We start from the raw sequence: 19,565 nt of genomic DNA on the forward strand, positions 1-19,565 counted from the left end.
GCGATGTGGTCAAACAGGGGTGTGCTGCATTAACCCCGTTACGCGCCGGCCGGTGTACGATCTAGCACCGCGTGATAGGCACGATTGCGAAAATGGGGGAAACGTCCCAGTCCCTCAACGGGTGAGGAATCCGTGCTCCGTTACCAGCCAAGCACAGAATTGCGCGAGGCACCGATACGATCGTCGACAGCGTCACGTGATCGGTCAAACAGCATAAAGCCGAAACGACGTATCGTTCTGGTGCAGACCCAGGCGGAGAATGCCGGTGCTCAGGAGATCACAAGGCTGCTCGGTGCCGGCCTGACCGCGCGCGGCTATGAGGTCTTCAATCTATTCTTCTTCCGCAAATCAGATTCCTTCGACGAGCCGCCGAACACGTTCTATTGCGCTGAGAACCGGCCAGGAAATCCGGTAGCGCTGCTGCGGATGCTGTGGAAGCTCGGCGGCCATCTCAGGGTCATCAGACCCGACGTTGTCCTCACATTCCAGCATTTTGGCAATGTCATCGGCGGAGCGGTATCGCGCGTCGTCAGTCGCGCTCCGGTGATTGCCAACCAGGTTTCCTCGGCGATGTCGATGAACTGGCCGGTCCGCATCGCCGATATCATCATGGGCAGCGTTGGCTTCTTCAAATGCATAACGCTCAACTCGCTGGAGATGGAGCGCGAGTATGCGCGGTATCCGGCTCCTTACCGATCGCGCATGAAGCATGTCCCACATGGTTTCGACGACAAATCGCTCGATCTGCCAAAGGATATTGCGCGGCAGCGGTTCGAACTGCCTTCGGATCGCGTGCTGCTCGGTTGTGCTGCAAGATTGCACCCTCACAAGCGGCTCGATGCGGCGATACGTCTCTTGCCCGGTGAACCGTCCTGGCATCTTGCGCTGGCCGGGCAAGGCGCGGACGAGGCACGGTTAAGACTGTTGGCCGATGAGCTGAAAGTATCCGACAGGGTGCATTTTGTCGGCGAGATTCCGCCGCGACGGATGGCGGACTTTCTCGCTTGCCTCGACGTGTTCGTGTTCCCCTCGCAAGCCGAAACTTTCGGTCTGGCCGCGGTTGAGGCCGCGAACGCTGGCGTTCCGTCCGTCGTGAACGATCTCCCCGTTCTGCGCGAGGTGTTGTCGTTCGAAGGCAAGCCTACGGCGCTCTTTGTCGATGCCGCGGACGATGGGAAACTATCGGCCGCCGTTTCCACAATCTTAACAAACAGAACGTTGAGCGACGAGCTGCGGCAAAACGCTCGAGGCCTGAGATCGCGCTATTCGGTAGACACGATGGTGGAGGAATACGTCCAAATTCTTAGCCAGACTGTTTGATCAGACGCGCAGTGGGCAGGTGGGCCGGTCATGATGATCGAATTTCGGTGCGAACGCGAGCGTGCACGGCAGTGGATGTGCCGCGAAACGCTCTCCGTCAACGGCCGGGACGTTCCGGTTCAAGTCGCGTGGACAACAACTGCGGAATCGCGGCCTGCCGGCCTGGAGGCGCTCTTCGAACTTGAACGGATGGTATTGCGCAAGGGCAGGCGCGGTGGGGCCGACCAACTGAAAATCATCCCGGAACGGTCCCAGGCCCATACCGGCAACGCCGACGTGATCGTCGATTTCACACACGCCGCACGGGATCCGGACTGCTCCGCCCGACTATATCTTCGCCCGCTGTTTAATGGGGTGCCAGGGGAAAACGCCGCGCTGGCGGCCATCCTCGCGGGTGACTTGCCGGTTATCGAAATCGTCAATGAGCTTGACGGCACGGTTCTCGATCGCGGGCATCCGTCCGGAGAAATTGCAGTCGGCTTGAGCGGCGCGCTCGAAACAGTCATGGCGCGAACCCTGACCATGCTGGCGGCAATCCTGTCGGGAGCGCCAAGACTGGTTCCGGAGCTGGCTTATTCAGCCGGCGCGCGCACTTCACAATCGGCGGCCACGTATGTTGTGCGCGGCTTGGCCCTGTCGATCGCGAAGGAAATATATCGGCTTTGCTGTTACGCGCCGCATTGGCACATCGGATGGCGCTACAGCGATCATGCCGATGTGTGGCAGACCAGAAATCTATCCGGGCCGGACTGGAAAGTGCTCGGGGATCCCGGACATCGCTTCTACGCCGATCCCTTTCCGGTCAAATGGAAGGGAAGAACATTCGTCTTCTTTGAAGATCTCGATCACAGGGTCGGCAAGGGTATCATTTCCGCGGTCGAGTTCGACCACACGGGACCGGTCGAAAACGTCGTGCCCGTCCTGGAAGAGCCCTGGCATCTGTCTTACCCGTTTCTCATTGAGGACAATGGTGAACTGTGGATGATCCCGGAAAGCTCGGAGCATCGGGACGTCGCTGTCTACAAATGCGTTCGGTTTCCGGACAAATGGGAGCGTCACTGCACGCTGCTTTCAGGACTTGAACTGGCCGACGTCACCATCACGCGGCATAACGGCATGTACTATCTGTTCGGAGCCTGGCGCGACGGGACCGGAGGCTATTCCGACACCCTGGCGATCTATTATGCCGAGCAGTTCTTTGGTCCCTGGCGGCCACATGCAAGCAATCCGGTCCTGATGGATCGCGCAAGTGCGCGGCCGGCCGGCAACTTTGTGACCATCAATGGGGGCCTGTGGCGGCCGGTGCAGGATTGCTCCAACGGCTATGGCGCAGCGCTCGGTCTTGCGGAAGTTCTCGAACTGTCGCCGACCACGTTCAAGCAGGTCGTTCGGCACTCGCTTCAGCCAGGGCCTGCATGGCCCGGCAGGAAGTTGCACACGCTGAACCGCTGCGGCGAACTCGAGGTGATCGACGGATCGCGGGTGCAGCCGAAGACCACGGCGTTCGTGAACGGACCGATATCGGCCGTCTGGCCACTCTCGGGGAGTGGGGTAGCCCGGCGGAGCGGAGGCCGATCGCGAGGCGTCCCTAACAGCGTTCTGACCGCTGATTAGTTTGGCGCTGCTCAACGATGGTCGCCGAGGGTGCGCGGATATTAGCTACGTTTACGCACGATTGATGGGTCCTGGAAGCTTGTCTGGAGGATTTCGTTGAATAGCGCCTCGGCGGCTGCCGACAGTGTACGACCGCGCCGGCGTCGCCACGATAGGAATCGCTGACGGATATTGAACGGTGAAGGTCACTCATGATCCATGCCCGGTGACGAGGTCAGATGGAGAGGGTCGTCGTGCTCGCGCCGAAATCGAGCGGCGCATCGAATGGCTTCGACAGCATCGCGAACCGGTTAAGGATGGATCTTGCCTCTTCGCCCTCTGCGAGACGTGGGCGGCCCCGCAGATGCCTCCGTTCGCCAAGACCAAGCGAAACAGGATGAATCTCAAGGCCAGACAAGCGGCCGTCCTTGAAGCGGCAGATTGGAACGACAGTTTCCCAAAAACGACGGTCGGCAGGAAAGCTCTTGCGATCGCCATCGGTACGCTGCCAGTAGGCCATCCCCGGTGTGAGCTGCGGATCGACGCGAAAACGTTCGTAGGAATCGGCGGGCAGGCGCGACACCAATTCATTTTGTCCAATGAAATTGCCGAGGCTGTAGAAGATCGGGCTGCCGTTGTATATTTCCATGCCTCGCAGCAAATGCGGGCCATGCCCGACCACAAGGCTGGCGCCTTCATCGATCATGCGGCGTGCGAAAATCGGGACGAATTCGGCGGGACTCTCTTCGTGCTCGCCGTATTCATGGGTATGGATGCTCACCAGCACCACATCGCTGAGCTCGCGAGCCTCGCGCACCCACCGCGCAATACCCTCGACGTCCTCTGACTTGGCGTACATGCGGATCGCCGGCCGCTCGGCTGCGCGGAAGCGCAGGTCCTTGAATTCGACCAGCGCAGGATCATCCGGCGGAAAACCGAATCCCAACTCGATGATCTTGCGCCGCATGCGCTCGAGGCCGAGCTGCTCGGCGATCTCTGCAAGCGAGGAAAGTTGGTGTGGTGTGACCTCGTAGACCGTGCTGTAGCGCAGCGGGTTGACGCCGGGCCGGCCGGGCATGTCAGGTCGTTGCGCGCTCGCTTCCTGACCTTTGGCGAAAGTAGCTGAGCATGACAGCAGGGCGACTGTTCCGTTTGGATGCGTATGGTAGACGGGACGACGCGCCTCTTCGAGATTGCGTCCGACGCCGGCGAAACTCAGTCCGCGTTGTTCCAAGGCGTCGATGCCTCGAAGCAGCCCGGAGACGCCGTAGTCGAGACAGTGGTTGGTCGCCGCCGCGAACAGATCGAAGCCGGCTTCGGTCAGTTCATCCAGCACCCAGGCCGGAGCGCCGAAATGCGATCCTCCGCTCTCGAGCGCCGGATCACCCTCGAAATCATTCGGGACGACTTCGAGATTCGTGAAGGACACGTCGGCGTTCCGGATGAGATCGAACAGTGGACGGACCGTCGTGTCCTGGTGCGTCAGTAGCCGTCGCTGGACGATACTGTCTCCCGTCAGGGCAAGGCGTAGCTCGGATCGATTCGTCATCATAGCCTCCCCAAAATGGTCGGAAAGATGGGGGCGCGTCGTTCATGGCCATGTTGCGGTATTGGGCGCTACGCTAGTATTTCCGCCTTCGGGATTAACGCTTCAATTGTAACCTACTTCGAATAGCTTACATGTGAGCAGCCACTGCAAAGCGTGGGGTGTGATGGCGGAAGCCGAAGCGGCCCGGATATTGTTCTCGTCGAGATAAGCGGGACGGTTGCCGGTGCGGCTGGCGTGCTCGCAAAAATCGTGATTTTGGGCGGCTCGGTTACAGGCGTAATATGATCCTTGTGTACTGAAACGGTCGCGTAGTGCGCGCACTGCACAATCTCTCCCGATTTGCGAGGCGGAGACAAGAACGTGAGCTACAGCGATACTCAGGCGGGCTCGCAGCGGCCGGCAAAAACGGGTGCGATGGCTCCAGCCAAGCGACGTTTGGAGGATCTTCCGGCGCCGCGCGGATTGCCATTGCTGGGTAATTTGCTCCAGCTCGATCCAAAGCAGCTGCACATCCAGCTCGAAACATGGAGCCGGGAGCTAGGATCGACCTATACGATCAAGCTCGGCTCGAAACGCGTCCTCGTGACATCCAGCGTCGAGATCGCGCTCTCTGCGTTAAAGGATCGCCCAACCCGGTTTCGGCGGTTGTCCGCGATCGAGTCGGTGGCCAGGGAAATCGGAACCAACGGTGTTTTCTCTGTCGAGGGAGAGGCGTGGCGCCCGCAGCGCGATCTCGTCATGCGCGCACTTGCGCCATATCAGCTCGAGGGCTTCTTCCCCACGTTGCAGCTCATCTCCGATCGGTTGCGTCGACGCTGGCAAAAGAGCGTCGATGCCGGCACAGACACGGACGTGTTGCAGGATCTCACGCGCTTTACCGTCGACGTCACGACAAGCCTGGTATTTGGACGGGATGTGAACACGCTGGAGACGGACGAGGACGTGATTCAGCAGCACCTTGGTGTCGTTTTTCCGATGATCAATTACAGGATAAACGCAGCGCTTCCCTATTGGCGCTATTTCAAGCTGCCCCAGGATCGTCGGCTCGACCGCTCCCTGCATGCGGTTCGCAGCTTCGTTGAAGAGATGATCCGGCATGCGCGCGAGCGCATGCGGCGGGAACCGGCGGAGACGCCGCGCAACTTGCTTGAGGCCATGCTCGCGCTCAGGGACGAGCCCAATTCCGGTTTCAGCGACGGCGACGTCTACGCCAATGTCCTCACGCTGCTGCTTGCGGGCGAGGACACCACGGCCCACAGTCTGGCCTGGGCCATGCACGGCCTGGCCGGCAATCCCGAGCTGCAATCGCAATTACAGCATGCGGCGCGGGACGCTCTCGGCGCGGCGCGTGTGCCGGCAAGCTTCGCCGACACGGCCAAGCTTGCTATCTTTGAAGGTGTCGCATTTGAAGCGATGCGCATGCGGAGCGTGGCGCCGCTGCTTTTTCTGGAGGCCAACGAGAACACTGAGCTGGCCGGCATCGAGATTCCCAAAGGCGCCCCGGTGTTTCTGCTGACCAGACCCCCGACGCTCGACGACAACAACTATCGGGATGCCAGCGAATTCAAGCCGGAACGATGGGTCGGCCCTCGCGAAAGCAATCGCGATGGGCACAATGCAAGGGCGTTCCTTCATTTTGGCGCTGGTCCGCGCTTCTGCCCGGGGCGCTATCTCGCCAGTCTGGAAATGAAGATGGTGCTGGCAACGCTGGCTCGCAATTTTTGCGTTGAATACGCCGAAGAGCCGAGCGCCACCCGGGAAGTGTTGGCCTTCACCATGATGCCAAGCCGCCTCCGTTTGCGCCTTACCGCCATCGACTGATGGTCAGCATCCGCGATCGAGCGTAGCGTGTTTGCTGCCAACGGTCCCGCAACGCGTTGGCCGGGTTCAAGCTACCTCGCTCATGGTTCGCGGAGCATCGCGTGCAGACGCCGGGCCAGGTCTGCAAGTCGGAAGGGCTTTTCGACAATTGGAAACTCTCCGACTGCATTGTGTCGCTCCAGCACATCCGCCGCATAGCCAGAGGCGAGAAGGATTTTGATACTCTTGCTGAGCTTCCTCGTTTCGCGGGCAAGCTCAACGCCGCTCATTCCGTTCGGCATCACGATATCGCTCAACAAGAGATCAAAATCCTGCCCGCTCTGGAGGATCCGAAGCGCATCCATGCCGTTCCGGGCACAAGCAACACGATAGCCGCACATGGTCAGCATCGCTGACGTGGCCTCCAGCAGATCCTCATTGTCTTCAACGAGCAGAATCCGCTCCGTGCCCGTTGGTATGGCCTGGGGTTGACTGCGCTCCGGTTCAGCTTCGCGCGCTTGCGCAGCCTTGGGCAGATACAGATCGATCGTCGTTCCGAGCCCCGGTGCGCTGTCGATGGCAATATGGCCGCCAGACTGTCGAACAAAACCATAGACCATGCTGAGTCCGAGCCCCGTACCCTTGCCGACGTCCTTGGTCGTGAAGAAGGGCTCAAACACGCGATCCAGCACTTCCGGGGTCATTCCGCAGCCGGTGTCTGAAACGGACAGCCTCACATACGATCCCGGCTGGCCGCCGGACATTGAGCACTTGTCTTGGACGATGTTCCGGGTCTCGATCTGGAGCACACCTCCATCCGGCATGGCATCGCGTGCATTCAGGGCCAGGTTGAGCAGAGCCGTCTCCAGTAGCGACGGATCAACGTGACACATCCACAATCCTTCATCCAGGTGCAGTTCGACTTCGCATCCGTTCCCGACAGCTTGGAGGATGAGCCCCTGGAACTCGGAAAGAAGCTGATTGGCATTGACCAGTTTTGGCTTCAATGCCTGCCCACGGGAAAAGGCGAGAAGCTGCGTCGTCAGCTTTGTCCCCCGATGGACGGAACGGCGCGCCGCCGCAGCGTACTGGCGGACCTTGCCGATATCTGCCGCGTCCTCGATGAGTTCGAGGTTCGCTGAGATCACCGTCAGCAGGTTGTTGAAGTCGTGCGCAACGCCGCCGGTGAGCTGGCCGACGGCCTCCATCTTCTGGCTCTGATGGAGCTGCTCCTCCATCAAGCGACGTGCCTCCAGGGCCTGCTTGTGATCGGTGATGTCTCGGACGAAGATCGCAAGACCTTGACTTGAGGGAAACGCATTGATTGCGTACCAGACGTTCCTGCGCGGACAGAATATTTCGATGTAACTTGGGCGCTGTTCTGACACGGCCTCGCGAATTTTGTCCAGGACGTCCAGACCGGCGACCACTGGAAAGGCTTCCGTAACGGTCATGCCGACGATGTCTCGACCTTCGGCGACCTTCGCCGAAGCCGGTCCATTGAGATAGCCAATCTTCCAGTCCTGATCGATGATGAGCACGCTGTCGGTGGTGCTTTCGAAGATCATCGTGATCCGGGCGGCAGCTTCCTCGGCTCTCTCCTTTGCCTCGGACAATTCGTGCTCGCGGCGTTCGAGCGCATCGGCCATCGTGTTGAACGCTTCCGCGACCCGCACGATTTCGCATGTTCCATGGATGTTCACGCGTTGTGCAAGATCACCGAGCCGCCATTGGTTCGCGGCATCGACCAACTGCCCAAGCGGGCGATGGATGAACCGCCGAGCACCCAACGATGTCAGGCTCAACACCAGTGCGGCGCTCAGCACGATCAGGAAGACGCCGCGCTGTGTGCCGTGTTGGATCTCAGTAAACGCCCGGGCCTTGTCGAGGCCAAAGGCGATAACAAGCCCTCCATTTTGCAGGACTGAATAGCCGACGATCCGCTCCACGCCATCGAGATCGACAATGTCGGCCGTGCTCCGATGGCCAGGCTTTCGATCGGAAATCCCGGGCACCCTTCGGCCAACAAATCGGGCGTTATCAGGATAGCGGGCCAGATACGTGCCGTTGCGGTCCATGATCGCAAGTGCGGCCCCCGGCGGCACATCCTGCTGAGCGATCGAGTCGGCAAGCCAATCCAGGCTGAGAGCGGCTATGACGACGCCGCCAAGCCGGGCATCGTCGCCATAGAATGGTAATGCGAAGTGCAGGACGTTCCGGCCGGTCTGCCGACCGACTGCAAACTCTCCGATTGTGAATCGGCCGGTCTTCAATACGTCGGCGAAGTACGCCCTTCCAGCCGCGGTCGACCGCTTGTAATCATTGTTTGTATCGCAGAAGGCGTCGCCGTTGGTATCAACCACGATAAAGCTGATGAATCCTGGGTATCGCCGCATGATCCTGGCGAGGTAGGCATTGCATCCCTCCGTGTTCTTCGCCTTTATCGCCGGAAGCTCCGATAGCGCGATCAGGGCTTGATGCGTCCCCATGACGATCTGCCGTTGTTCCGCCGCGGCGAGCTCCACCAGGTTGAGCGCCTGGGCTTGCACTTCGACCTGGCGGGCGCGACGCAGTTGCAATTCGTTATATGCTTGAATCGCGATGGCTGGAATCAGTGCGATAGCCACCAGCACGAATAGGCGTGATAAAAGGGTCACCTGGTTTCTTACCTTCTGCCGCGATCCTGCGCCCGTGGAGCCCGTGGCGCTCTGATGTCGATCGTCGGCGAAATGCCGTCTGCGATGTGCAGGACAATTATCCTTATCGCGACGTTGATCGTAACGTTGCGTAAATGTCGCCTCAGACAAATCCTTCAGTCTCCTGCTCCCTCAGTCTCCGATGCCCGGGGGCGACGTTCGTTCCACGTCCTCGCGAGCGTGATGCAAGGTCGCTGCCAGATGCGACCCTGCCGTCTTCAAATGTTAGCAAGCTCTGCTACCGGATCATGACTTGAACGGACTGAGCAGTTACAGCCGTAACGATCGGAGCGCGCATGACGGATGGTGACCACGAAGGTGAGGGGTATTACGTCGACAACGTTATCCTGAGGCCTGCCATCAATCGGTAACCGTGGACGCCGCACTCTACATCCGATGTATCCACGGAGTTGCACCATGAATGTCTTCGTTTACGGGACCCCGCGCGCGGGGGAGGTTAACGACATCAGCGTGGTCGCATCGAAGCACGATATTTCGGCCCCTGCACTGCCCGCGTCAATTCCCGCAGCCTCGCCTAATCTGTGAATGAAACTGGCGGTGCTTGAACGCCGTCAACGCGACGACGACCGCGCAGCACAGCGCGTTGAACCCATTGATCAAGCCCATGGTGATGTCCCCGAGATTGGAGAACGAGTAGACGGCCGTCGACCCGTTCGCAGCAGTCCAGAGGAACCAGGTCGAATAGGAAATGGCTGACGCGCCATTGACATCCTGTGCGATCCTGTAGATCTGCGGCAGATAAGAAACGAGCCGCAGAGTGTTGAAGATCGTGAACAGGTAATACGCTATATCTGCGAACGTCATTCCTGCACCCGGTTTTGTCCGATCTCAAATAGAGCTCGTTCGTCAAGCGCCCGGTTTTACGGCGCGCCGCTCTCTGTGCTTCTTGGAATGTTGGCTAACTCTGCTACCGGATCATGACGCGCGCCGGCTGAGCGGCTACATCCGTAACCGAAGCGCGATCTGCCGCACCGCGGTTTGAGCCATCACACGGTTCGGCCATATGTCGCTGAGGCCGCGTGTCAAGCGTTAGACGAAGCAGTCGAGATCAGTACACGCGCTCTTTTGGCGGAATCGACTGCACCTCGTTCGAGAGGGGCTGCAGATGCACTGGCCTGTAGTCGAGACGCGCGCGGCCGTTATCATCGAGCCGGCACAAGGTATGCTTCAGCCAATTCTCATCGTCGCGCTTGGGGAAGTCTTCTCGCGCATGGGCGCCGCGGCTTTCTGTGCGGCCGATTGCCGAATGAAAGCTGACGCTCGCCTGTGCAAGCATGTTGTCCAGTTCGAACGTCTCGGCGAGATCCGTATTGAAGATCATGGTATGATCAGCGACCCCGATGTCATCCCGCATCATGGCGATCACATCGTCAAGTTTTGCCAGACCTTCCTCCAATAGAGCGCCGATGCGAAACACGGCGCAGTGGCGCTGCATAGTCCGTTGCATGGCAAGCCTGACCTCGCCGGCGCCAGCCTCGCCTTTCGACCACCTGATGCGATCGAGACGCGCGATGGCACGATCGGTTGCCTTGTCGGGGGCTGGCGCGTGGCTTTCCTGCGGACGCAAGGTCTCCCGCACCCGGTGAGCGGCCGCTCGTCCAAATACGATGATGTCGAGAAGCGAGTTGGAGCCGAGGCGATTCGCGCCGTGCACCGAAACGCAAGCTGCTTCCCCAATCGCCATCAGCCCTGGGACAACCGCTTCCGGATCGCCGTTGCGAGACGTGATGGCCTCACCATGCAGATTGGTCGGAACTCCGCCCATGTTGTAATGGACGGTTGGCAGCACCGGAATGGGCTGGCGCGTGACATCGACTCCTGCGAAGATTTTCGCGGTCTCGCTGATACCCGGCAGGCGTGTGTGCAGAAGCTCCGGGTCGAGATGCTCCAGATGCAATTCGATGTAGTCCTTGTGCGGACCGCAGCCGCGCCCTTCGTTGATCTCGATCGTCATGGCGCGGCATACGACGTCGCGTCCGGCAAGATCCTTCGCGCTTGGCGCATAGCGCTCCATGAAGCGCTCGCCTTCGGCGTTGGTGAGATAGCCACCTTCGCCGCGCGCCCCCTCGGTGATCAGACAACCGGAGCCATAGATGCCGCTCGGGTGAAACTGCGTGAACTCCATGTCCTCGAGCGGCAAGCCCGCCCTCAGGGCCATCGCGTTGCCGTCACCGGTGCAGGTGTGTGCGGCGGTGCAGGAGAAGTAGACGCGGCCGTAACCACCGGTGGCCAGCACAGTGCGGTGAGCATTGAAGCGATGGATGGTCCCATCTTCCATGTTCCATGCCAGCAGGCCACGACAGGCGCCGTCATCGTCCATCAACAGGTCCAGCGCGAAATATTCGACGAAGAACTCCGTGCCGTGGGCCAGGCACTGCTGATAGAGCGTGTGGAGGATGGCATGGCCCGTCCGATCGGCCGCCGCACAGGTGCGTTGAGCCATCTTCTTTCCGTATCCGATGGTCTGGCCGCCGAAGGGACGTTGATAGATCCGACCATCCCCGGTGCGCGAGAAGGGCACGCCATAGTGCTCCAGTTCAAGCACCGCGGGTACGGCTTCGCGGCACATGTACTCGATCGCGTCCTGATCCCCGAGCCAGTCTGAGCCCTTGATCGTGTCGTACATGTGAAAGCGCCAATCGTCGTCATCGCCCATGTTCCCGAGCGAGGCGGCCATGCCGCCCTGTGCGGCGACGGTGTGGCTGCGCGTCGGAAAGACCTTTGTGATGCAGGCGGTCTTCAGACCTGACGACGCCATTCCGAGTGCGGCGCGCAGTCCGGCGCCTCCAGCACCGACGATCACGACGTCATAGTTCTGGTCGATGATTTCGTATGCTTTGGCCATCCTGCGGTTCTCCGGCCGTTCCTGCGATACAGCTCAATATGGCGCCGCGCGGGTCGAATTCCATCGGCTTAGCTATGATAATACTTATCTCGGCAAGGAGAGATTCCGATATCGCTGGATGAGATGATACGCATCTCGATATTTGATTTTTCAAGGTGGAGATCGAACCTATATCTTCGTGCATCAGACAGTCAGGGGATGCCGATGGCAAGCCTCGTCGCGCTTCGCTGTTCGCAGGACATGTCTCTTCGCGCGTTTCGGCGCAAGTCAACCAAATCGTATTGCCGGAGGTTTAAGGATATGAAGCTTCCAACCGTTCTATCGGCCGTCGCGGCGCTTGCCGTTGGTCAGGGCACCCGGGCCGCAGCCCTGCCGTCGACGTCGGCTACGATCACCTATCATCGCACGCAGGTGGACGGCGTCGGCATCTTCTACCGCGAAGCGGGGCCGAGCGACGCGCCGACGATCGTGCTGTTGCACGGCTTTCCATCATCCTCGCGGATGTTCGATACTTTGCTTCCGCTTCTTGCCACGCGCTATCACCTGATCGCACCTGATTATCCGGGGTTCGGCCAGAGCGAGGCGCCGCCGCCCTCGCGTTACGCCTACACCTTCGACCATCTCGCCGAGACCACAAATGCCCTGCTCGAGCAACTGAAGATCAGCCGTTACGTCCTTTACCTGCAGGACTATGGCGGTCCGGTCGGCTATCGCATCATGCTGGCTCATCCCGAGCGAGTGCGTGCGCTTGTGATCCAGAATGCGAACGCATACAGGGAAGGGCTCGGCGCCAAATGGAGTGGCATTGCGCAATATTGGGCCGATCGTGATGCCCACCCGGAGCAAGTCGACGCCTTCACCTCGCTCGAAGGCGCCAGGATTCGTCACATTGGCAACAGCCCGAACCCCGAGCGCTACAATCCCGATACATGGACCGACGAATATGCGTTCCTGTCCCGACCTGGACAGCGCGAAATCCAGGCCGACCTGCTTTACGACTATCGCACGAACGTAGCCTCCTATCCCGCATGGCAGGCGTTTCTGCGCGAGCACAGGCCGCCGACGCTGATCGCGTGGGGACGTTACGATCCGTCCTTCATTGCTCCGGGCGCAGAGGCGTTCAGGCGCGACCTGCCGGACGCTGAGATTCATCTGCTGGACGCCGGTCACTTCGCGCTCGACGAGAAGGTCGACGAGATCGCGCGTCTCATGATCGACTTCCTGTCGAAGCAGCCCGAATAGGGCCCAATGCGAACGACACCAGGAGCGACTGCGTCGACCGCCGATCTGCCGTATCGACCAGGGTGCCTGACGATGTGTCTGTTCTAATTGAAGAAAATATCTAGGTGGGGCATAACTCCGGCGATTGAAGCGCTGATTGCCCCCACCGATATGACCAGGCCCCGGGTTCCATCCCTCGTTGCGTTGAGAGCTTTTGAAGCTGTTGGCCGCACCGGCAGCATGCGTGCCGCTGGCGACGAGTTGGCGGTGAGCCATACGGTCGTTTCGCGTCACATCCAGAATCTCCAGGAAAGCCTCGGCGTAACGCTCGTCCGGGCCCAAGGTCGCGGCGTCATACTGACCGAGCGAGGTTCGTTTCTCTATGAGCAGTTGTCGCAGGCGTTCGATATCATCGCGCGCGCCACGGTTGCGGTGCGCCCGCCGTCGCGAACCACTCTGAACATCTGGTGTATTCCCGGCATCGCCAACCGTCGTTTGCTGCAGAGGCTTCCCGAACTGACGGACCCACCCAACCGGTGGGAAGTCAACCTGCAGCCGACATTGTCGCACCCCGATCTCTCGCGTGGTGAGGCAGATGCCGAGATCGTCTATGCCGACGTGATCACCACGCATCTCGATATCGCGTCCGAGCCTTTGATCCGTCCGAGGGTCTTCCCTGTGGCCAGCCCGAGTTATCTGGCCCGTCATCCCGCCATCACGAGCCTGAAGGACCTCGCCTCGATCGCGTTGATCCACGAAGAATCGACGGAGCAGTGGGAGCGCTGGTTTAGACTGGCGGGATTGGTCGATTTGCCGCAGCTCGGCGGTCAGCGCCTTTGGCATGCCCATCTCGCCATCGAGGCGGCTCGACTGGGGCAGGGCGTGGCGATCGCCAATGACGTCCTTGTCGAGGACGACCTTCGCACCGGCGCATTGGTTGAGCTGCTCTCCACCTCCGTTTATATGGGCACGTATCAATTGGTCGCCTTGAAGGAGCGCTGGCGCGACCCGGCGATTGTTGCATTGCGGAATTGGCTACAAAATGTGCTGGCCGGCGCACCGAACGGCCGGACCGGTGCATGTGAGTCACCATAACGAGATAATAAAACTGGTTGTTCGTTCGATACCGCCAACTACGGTCCCCCCAACTTGGGGAAGTAAGTATGGCGCTAAACTCCGAATTGATGTCGCGCAGGCAGTCTGCGGTGGTGCGTGGTGTTGGTCATGCCACGCCGGTTTTTGTTGACCGGGCACTCAACAGCGAGCTTTGGGACGTCGAGGGGCGACGTTACGTTGATTTTGCCGGTGGTATTGCGGTTCTCAACACCGGCCATCGCCATCCGCAGGTGATCAAGGCGGTTCGCGATCAGCTCGATCGCTTTACGCATACGTGCTTTCAGGTCGCGCCCTATGATTCCTATGTTGAACTCGCGGAGCGTCTCAACGCGCTGGTGCCGATCAGCGGGCCGGTAAAGTCGATCCTGCTTACGACCGGTGCCGAGGCTACTGAAAATGCGGTCAAGATCGCTCGTGCGGCAACCGGCCGCAGCGGAGTCATCGCGTTCACTGGCGGCTTCCATGGGCGCACAGCCTTTGCCTCGGTGATGACGGGAAAAGTCGTCCCCTACAAGAAGGGTGTCGTTTCTCCTCTGCCCGGCGTGTGGCATGTACCGTTCCCCATCAGCGGCAGCGAGATCAGCGTCGACGACGCGCTGCGCTACATCGGCTTCATTTTCAAGGCCGATATCGATGCATCTCAGGTGGCGGCGATCATCATCGAACCTGTGCAGGGCGAAGGCGGCTTCCACCAGGCTCCCCCTGAACTGATGCGCGGGCTGCGCCGCATTTGCGATGAGAATGGAATCGTTCTGATCGCGGACGAGGTTCAGACCGGATTCGGTCGGACCGGGAAAATGTTCGCGATGGAGCATTACGACGTCAAGCCGGACCTCATCTGTGTCGCGAAAAGCCTTGCCGGCGGTTTGCCGCTATCGGGCGTGATCGGACGTGCCGCGATCATGGATGCGGCGGAGCCGGGCGGCCTCGGGGGCACGTATGCCGGCCATCCGCTGGCATGCGCGGCTGCGCTTGCGGTCCTCGATGTGTTCGAACAAGAAAACCTTCTCAAGCGTGCCAATGAGATCGGCGCCCGCTTGCGTGATGCGATCGACCGCTTCGCGCAGGCCAACCACCTGCTGCCGATTTCCCGGGCTCGTGGATTGGGGGCGATGATCGCCTTTGATGTGCTCAAGCAGCGGGGAAGCAACGAGCCGGACGCTGAAGCCACCAGTCAGGTCACGAAGCTTGCGCACCAAAACGGTCTGATCCTTCTTTCTTGCGGGACGACTGCGAACACGATTCGGATTTTGGTCCCGCTCACGGCATCGGATGAGATCGTCGACGAGGGGCTTTCGATCCTCGAATCTTGCCTCGTCGCGTGAAGAGCCGGGTGGCTCCCATACCCATGCACTACGACCGGCGAAAATCGACCAACGAGAAACATTCGGGTGAATTTAACCCTGCGAACAGGAGAGGACCTTGGAAACTGAACTGACCAAGACCAACAGTCTTGCGGAAGAGTTGCGCGCTGCGGTCGATCGCAACTTCGACGACCAGGTGGCTTTCCTCGCACGGCTGGTCCAATTTCGCAGTCTCCGCGGTCAGGAAGCCCCGCTCCAGGCCTGGATGGCCGAGCGTCTGGCCGAGCGCGGCTACAAGGTCGATCCCTTCAGCCTCGCCGATGTCGATCTGATGAGCCATCCGAAGGCGGCCCCGATGGATGGGATCGATCTTGCCGGCTCGAGACAGGTGGTGGCGACTTATGACGGCGGCGGAAAGGGACGCAGCCTGATCATGCAGGGCCATATCGACGTGGTGCCGGAAGGTCCGGTCGATTTCTGGGAGTTTCCGCCATTTGACGGCGTGGTGCGCGACGGCTGGATGCACGGTCGCGGCGCTCAGGACATGAAGGCGGGCGTCTCGGCGATGATCTTTGCGCTCGATGCGATCCGCGCGGCCGGCTACGCGCCGCAGGGCCGCATTCACTTGCAGACCGTCACCGAGGAGGAGAGCACCGGCAACGGCGCGCTGTCGACATTGATGCGCGGCTATCGCGCCGACGCGTGCCTGATCCCGGAGCCGATCGGCCATAAGCTTTTACGCGCGCAGGTCGGCGCCATCTGGTTCAGGGTGCGCGTGCGGGGCACGCCGGCCCATGTCGCCTACTCCGAGACCGGAACCAGTGCGATCTTGTCGGCCATGCACGTGATCCGCGCGTTTCAGGATTATACCAGGCAGCTCAACGAACAGGCCGTGGATCATCCATGGTTCAAGACCGTCAAATCGCCGATCAAGTTCAATGTCGGCATCATCAAGGGCGGCGACTGGGCGAGCTCCACGGCAGCCTGGTGCGAGTTCGATTGCCGACTCGGCCTGCTTCCCGGCACGACACCGCAGGAGGCGATGCGTGGCATCGAAAAGTGTCTGGCCGATGCACAAAGCACCGACAGCTTCCTGTCGAGCAATCCGGCTGAGCTGATCTGGAGCGGTTTCCAGGCAGATCCGTCGGTCTGCGAACCCGGAAGCGAAGCCGAGCAGGTGCTCGCCTCGGCGCATCAAGCGGTTTTCAACGCGCCGATGGAATTGCAGATCGGCACCGCCGTTACCGATACGCGCTACTACAACGTCGACTATGGCATTCCGGCGCTGTGCTACGGCCATTACGGCATTGGGCCGCACGCCTTCAACGAGCGCGTCGATCTCGAAAGCGTCCGCAAGATTACACTAAGCATCGCGCTCTTCATTGCCAATTGGTGCGGGCTGAAGAAGCTGTGATGGTCGCCGCCGCATCTTTATGCGGCGCGTCTCATCCGAAGAGTTATGTGAACAGGAGTGGGGGGTGTCATGGGAATGAATAGACGTGAGTTCGGCAAGCTGGGACTGGCCGCAGGAATGGCCAGCGTCGCGGGAATCCCTCTCGGCTTGCAGCGTGCCGCGGGGCAGACGCGCGGCGGCACGCTCAACACCATTATCCATCCGGAGCCGGCCATGCTGGTCAGCGCGATCAGTCAGCTCCAGCCGACGCTGACTGTCGGCGGCAAGATCTACGAGAGCCTGCTGCGCTACGATTTTGACCTGAAGCCGATCCCGGGATTGGCGCAGTCCTGGACCGCCTCACCCGATGGCTTGACTTACACGTTCAAGCTCTTCCCGAACGTCACCTTCCACGACGGCAAGCCGCTGACGGCCGACGACGTGATCTTCTCGATGACGAAGTTCCTGCCGGAAACCCACGCGCGGGCCCGGCCGATCTTCACCCGCATCGAAAGCGCGGAAGCTCCCGATCCGCTGACGGTCGTGTTCAAGCTGAAGTCGCCGTTTTCTCCGTTCCTGGGAGCGTTCGATTGCACCACGGCACCGATCGTGCCGAAGCATATCTATGAGGGCACCGACTTCAGGACCAACCCCGCAAATGACAAGGCGATCGGTTGCGGCCCATTCAAGCTGAAGGAATGGGTGCGGGGATCGCACATTCACCTGGTCAAGCATGAGGGCTATTACCGCGCCGGTGAACCTCATATCGACGAGATCATCTACCGGGTCATTCCCGATGCCGCGGCGCGTTCGGTCGCGCTCGAGCAAGGAACCGTCAAGCTGACGCAGTGGAGCGACATCGAGCAATACGATGTGGCTCGCCTTGTCAAACTGCCTCATCTCGACATGACCACGAAGGGATATGAGTACTTCGCGCCGCATCTGTGGCTCGAACTGAACAACCGCATCGCGCCGATGAACGACAAGCGCTTCCGTCAGGCGGTGATGTACGCGATCGACCGCAAGGCGCTGCTCCAGCGCGTCTACTTCGGTCTCGGGAAGATTGCGACCGGTCCGATCTCGACCAAGACCCGCTTCCACGAGAAGAACGTCAAGCAGTACGAGCATTCGCCTGACAAGGCAAAGGCTCTTCTCGACGAGATGGGATTGAAGCCGGGCGCGGACGGCAAGCGGATCACCGTTCCGTTCCTGGTCACGCCATCGGGCGAACTCTATCGCCGCGTCGCGGAATTTCTCCGGCAGTCGCTGCTGCGGGTCGGTATCGACCTGCAGTTTGAAGGCACCGACGTCGCGGGCTGGATCCAGAAGGTCAGCAACTGGGAATACTCGATGACGACAAATCTCGTCTATCAGCTCGGGGATCCCGCTGTCGGCGTATCGCGCACCTACATTTCGTCGAACATCCGCAAGGGCATCATGTTTTCCAACACCGCCGGATATTCCAATCCGGAAGCCGACCGGCTGTTCGAGGAGGCGGCGACAGCCACGTCGGACGAAAAGCGCCAGGAACTCTATAGCGCGGTGCAGAAGATCCTGGTCGAGGATGTGCCGATCGTGTGGCTGCTGGAACAGGACTTCCCGACGTTCACCGACAAGAAGCTCAAGAACGTGACGACGACCGCCATCGGCGTTCACGAAACCTTCGGCGCGGTCCGGTTCGAATGAGCGTCGTCGCCATCACCCGGTATGGCGGCCGCTTGTCGGCCTACGTGCTGGGCGCAGCCTCCGGAGCGGTGAAGATCATCGGCGTGATCCTGGTCATCGCGACCTTCAACTTCATCCTCGTTCACGCGGCGCCGGGCGACCCGGCGCAGGTGATCGCCGGACAAAGCGGCGCCGCCGACGAAACATTGCTGCGCCAGATACGGTCGGCCTATGGCCTTGATCAGCCGTACCTGGTGCAACTGGCGAGCTCCTTGAAGAAAACGCTGACGCTCGATCTCGGCTATTCCTATCGGCAGCAGCGTACAGTGTTGTCGCTGCTGCTCGAGCGGCTGCCGGCGACGTTGCTGCTCACCGGTACGGCGTTCATCTTGTCGCTCGTCTTTGGCACGGCGCTCGGAACGATCGCCGGCACACGGGCGGGAAAATGGTCCGACACCTTCTTTACCATTGTCTCGCTGCTGCTTTATGCCTTGCCGGTGTTCTGGCTCGGCCTGATGCTCGTGCTGCTGTTCTCCGTGCAGCTCAACTGGCTTCCGCCCTTCGGCTACGTGACTGTCGGCGTCGAGATGACGACGTGGCAGCGCATCGCGGATATTGCCTGGCACATGGTGCTGCCGACCTTGTCGCTGGCCGCGGTCTATCTCGCGATCTACGCCAGGCTGATGCGTTCCTCGATCATCGAGGTCAAGCAGCAGGATTTCATCAAGACCGCGCGCGCCAAAGGCGTGACCGAGTCCCGGATCGTGATGCACCATCTGCTTCGCAATGCGATCCTGCCCGTGATCACGGTTGCCGGAATGCAGGCCGGCGGCGTGGTAGGCGGCGCGGTGGTCGTCGAGACGGTGTTTGCCTGGCCCGGCCTGGGGCGGCTGATCTATGACGCCGTGCTGCAGCGCGACTATCCGGTCATGCAGGGCATCTTCCTGATCATGTCGATTGTCGTGATCGGGCTGAACCTGCTCACCGAGGCGGTCTATCGCATGGTCGATCCGCGCATCTCGGTAAGGAGCGTGACGTGAGG

The 19,565-nt window shown here is 60.4% G+C and carries 13 protein-coding genes; 9 read left to right on the top strand and 4 right to left on the bottom strand.

Annotation, left to right across the window (positions count from 1 at the left end; all coding sequences use genetic code 11):
• Positions 1 to 174 precede the first annotated feature (174 nt).
• Complete coding sequence (locus I6F35_RS14360; RefSeq protein ID WP_225118478.1) at positions 175 to 1,320, top strand: glycosyltransferase family 4 protein; 1,146 nt, start codon at positions 175 to 177, stop codon at positions 1,318 to 1,320.
• A 30-nt stretch (positions 1,321 to 1,350) separates the two neighbouring features.
• Positions 1,351 to 2,934 (top strand): hypothetical protein, encoded by a 1,584-nt coding sequence (locus I6F35_RS14365; RefSeq protein WP_225118329.1) that lies wholly within the window; start codon positions 1,351 to 1,353, stop codon positions 2,932 to 2,934.
• Between the two features lie 214 nt (positions 2,935 to 3,148).
• Here I6F35_RS14365 and I6F35_RS14370 read toward each other — a convergent pair whose 3' ends face one another.
• Entirely contained in the window at positions 3,149 to 4,462 is a 1,314-nt protein-coding gene (locus tag I6F35_RS14370) for a CapA family protein (RefSeq protein WP_225118330.1), read from the bottom strand.
• 360 nt (positions 4,463 to 4,822) lie between these two features.
• Here I6F35_RS14370 and I6F35_RS14375 point away from each other — a divergent pair, with 360 nt between their 5' ends.
• A complete protein-coding gene (locus I6F35_RS14375) occupies positions 4,823 to 6,283 on the top strand; it encodes a cytochrome P450 (protein ID WP_225118331.1) in 1,461 nt (486 codons plus the stop codon).
• An 80-nt stretch (positions 6,284 to 6,363) separates the two neighbouring features.
• Here I6F35_RS14375 and I6F35_RS14380 read toward each other — a convergent pair whose 3' ends face one another.
• From I6F35_RS14380 to sdhA, 3 genes are all read right to left on the bottom strand, one after another.
• Positions 6,364 to 9,069: a cache domain-containing protein gene (locus tag I6F35_RS14380; protein ID WP_225118332.1), complete on the bottom strand. Its 2,706-nt coding sequence runs from the start codon at positions 9,067 to 9,069 to the stop codon at positions 6,364 to 6,366.
• A 405-nt stretch (positions 9,070 to 9,474) separates the two neighbouring features.
• Entirely contained in the window at positions 9,475 to 9,783 is a 309-nt protein-coding gene (locus I6F35_RS14385) for a hypothetical protein (protein ID WP_225118333.1), read from the bottom strand.
• 244 nt (positions 9,784 to 10,027) lie between these two features.
• On the bottom strand, positions 10,028 to 11,824 hold the full coding sequence (gene sdhA, locus I6F35_RS14390; RefSeq protein WP_225118334.1) for a succinate dehydrogenase flavoprotein subunit: 1,797 nt from the start codon (positions 11,822 to 11,824) through the stop codon (positions 10,028 to 10,030).
• A gap of 300 nt (positions 11,825 to 12,124) precedes the next feature.
• Here sdhA and I6F35_RS14395 point away from each other — a divergent pair, with 300 nt between their 5' ends.
• From I6F35_RS14395 to I6F35_RS14420, 6 genes are all read left to right on the top strand, one after another.
• Complete coding sequence (locus I6F35_RS14395) at positions 12,125 to 13,066, top strand: alpha/beta hydrolase (RefSeq protein WP_225118335.1); 942 nt, start codon at positions 12,125 to 12,127, stop codon at positions 13,064 to 13,066.
• 150 nt (positions 13,067 to 13,216) lie between these two features.
• Positions 13,217 to 14,140, top strand: a complete 924-nt coding sequence (locus tag I6F35_RS14400) for a LysR substrate-binding domain-containing protein (RefSeq protein ID WP_225118479.1) — start codon at positions 13,217 to 13,219, stop codon at positions 14,138 to 14,140.
• 68 nt (positions 14,141 to 14,208) lie between these two features.
• The gene (gene gabT / locus I6F35_RS14405) at positions 14,209 to 15,486 is read left to right on the top strand and encodes a 4-aminobutyrate--2-oxoglutarate transaminase (RefSeq protein WP_225118336.1); all 1,278 of its coding nucleotides are present in this window, start codon (positions 14,209 to 14,211) and stop codon (positions 15,484 to 15,486) included.
• A gap of 97 nt (positions 15,487 to 15,583) precedes the next feature.
• Positions 15,584 to 16,879 carry an ArgE/DapE family deacylase gene (locus I6F35_RS14410; protein ID WP_225118337.1) on the top strand — a complete coding sequence of 432 codons (1,296 nt, stop codon included), beginning with the start codon at positions 15,584 to 15,586 and terminating at the stop codon, positions 16,877 to 16,879.
• A gap of 75 nt (positions 16,880 to 16,954) precedes the next feature.
• On the top strand, positions 16,955 to 18,544 hold the full coding sequence (locus tag I6F35_RS14415) for an ABC transporter substrate-binding protein (protein WP_225118480.1): 1,590 nt from the start codon (positions 16,955 to 16,957) through the stop codon (positions 18,542 to 18,544).
• Positions 18,541 to 19,563 carry an ABC transporter permease gene (locus tag I6F35_RS14420; protein ID WP_225118338.1) on the top strand — a complete coding sequence of 341 codons (1,023 nt, stop codon included), beginning with the start codon at positions 18,541 to 18,543 and terminating at the stop codon, positions 19,561 to 19,563. The genes I6F35_RS14415 and I6F35_RS14420 overlap by 4 nt, the downstream gene beginning before the upstream one ends.
• Positions 19,564 to 19,565 lie beyond the last annotated feature (2 nt).

Source organism: Bradyrhizobium sp. BRP22 (genome assembly GCF_020194175.1).
Lineage (GTDB): Bacteria > Pseudomonadota > Alphaproteobacteria > Rhizobiales > Xanthobacteraceae > Bradyrhizobium.

Coding starts and splice junctions, on each gene's coding strand:
- I6F35_RS14420 (WP_225118338.1), top strand. CDS start 18,541: ATGAGCGTCGTCGCCATCACCCGGTATGGCGGCCGCTTGTCGGCCTAC.
- I6F35_RS14385 (WP_225118333.1), bottom strand. CDS start 9,783: ATGACGTTCGCAGATATAGCGTATTACCTGTTCACGATCTTCAACACT.
- I6F35_RS14395 (WP_225118335.1), top strand. CDS start 12,125: ATGAAGCTTCCAACCGTTCTATCGGCCGTCGCGGCGCTTGCCGTTGGT.
- gabT (WP_225118336.1), top strand. CDS start 14,209: ATGGCGCTAAACTCCGAATTGATGTCGCGCAGGCAGTCTGCGGTGGTG.
- sdhA (WP_225118334.1), bottom strand. CDS start 11,824: ATGGCCAAAGCATACGAAATCATCGACCAGAACTATGACGTCGTGATC.
- I6F35_RS14400 (WP_225118479.1), top strand. CDS start 13,217: ATGACCAGGCCCCGGGTTCCATCCCTCGTTGCGTTGAGAGCTTTTGAA.
- I6F35_RS14365 (WP_225118329.1), top strand. CDS start 1,351: ATGATGATCGAATTTCGGTGCGAACGCGAGCGTGCACGGCAGTGGATG.
- I6F35_RS14370 (WP_225118330.1), bottom strand. CDS start 4,462: ATGACGAATCGATCCGAGCTACGCCTTGCCCTGACGGGAGACAGTATC.
- I6F35_RS14415 (WP_225118480.1), top strand. CDS start 16,955: ATGAATAGACGTGAGTTCGGCAAGCTGGGACTGGCCGCAGGAATGGCC.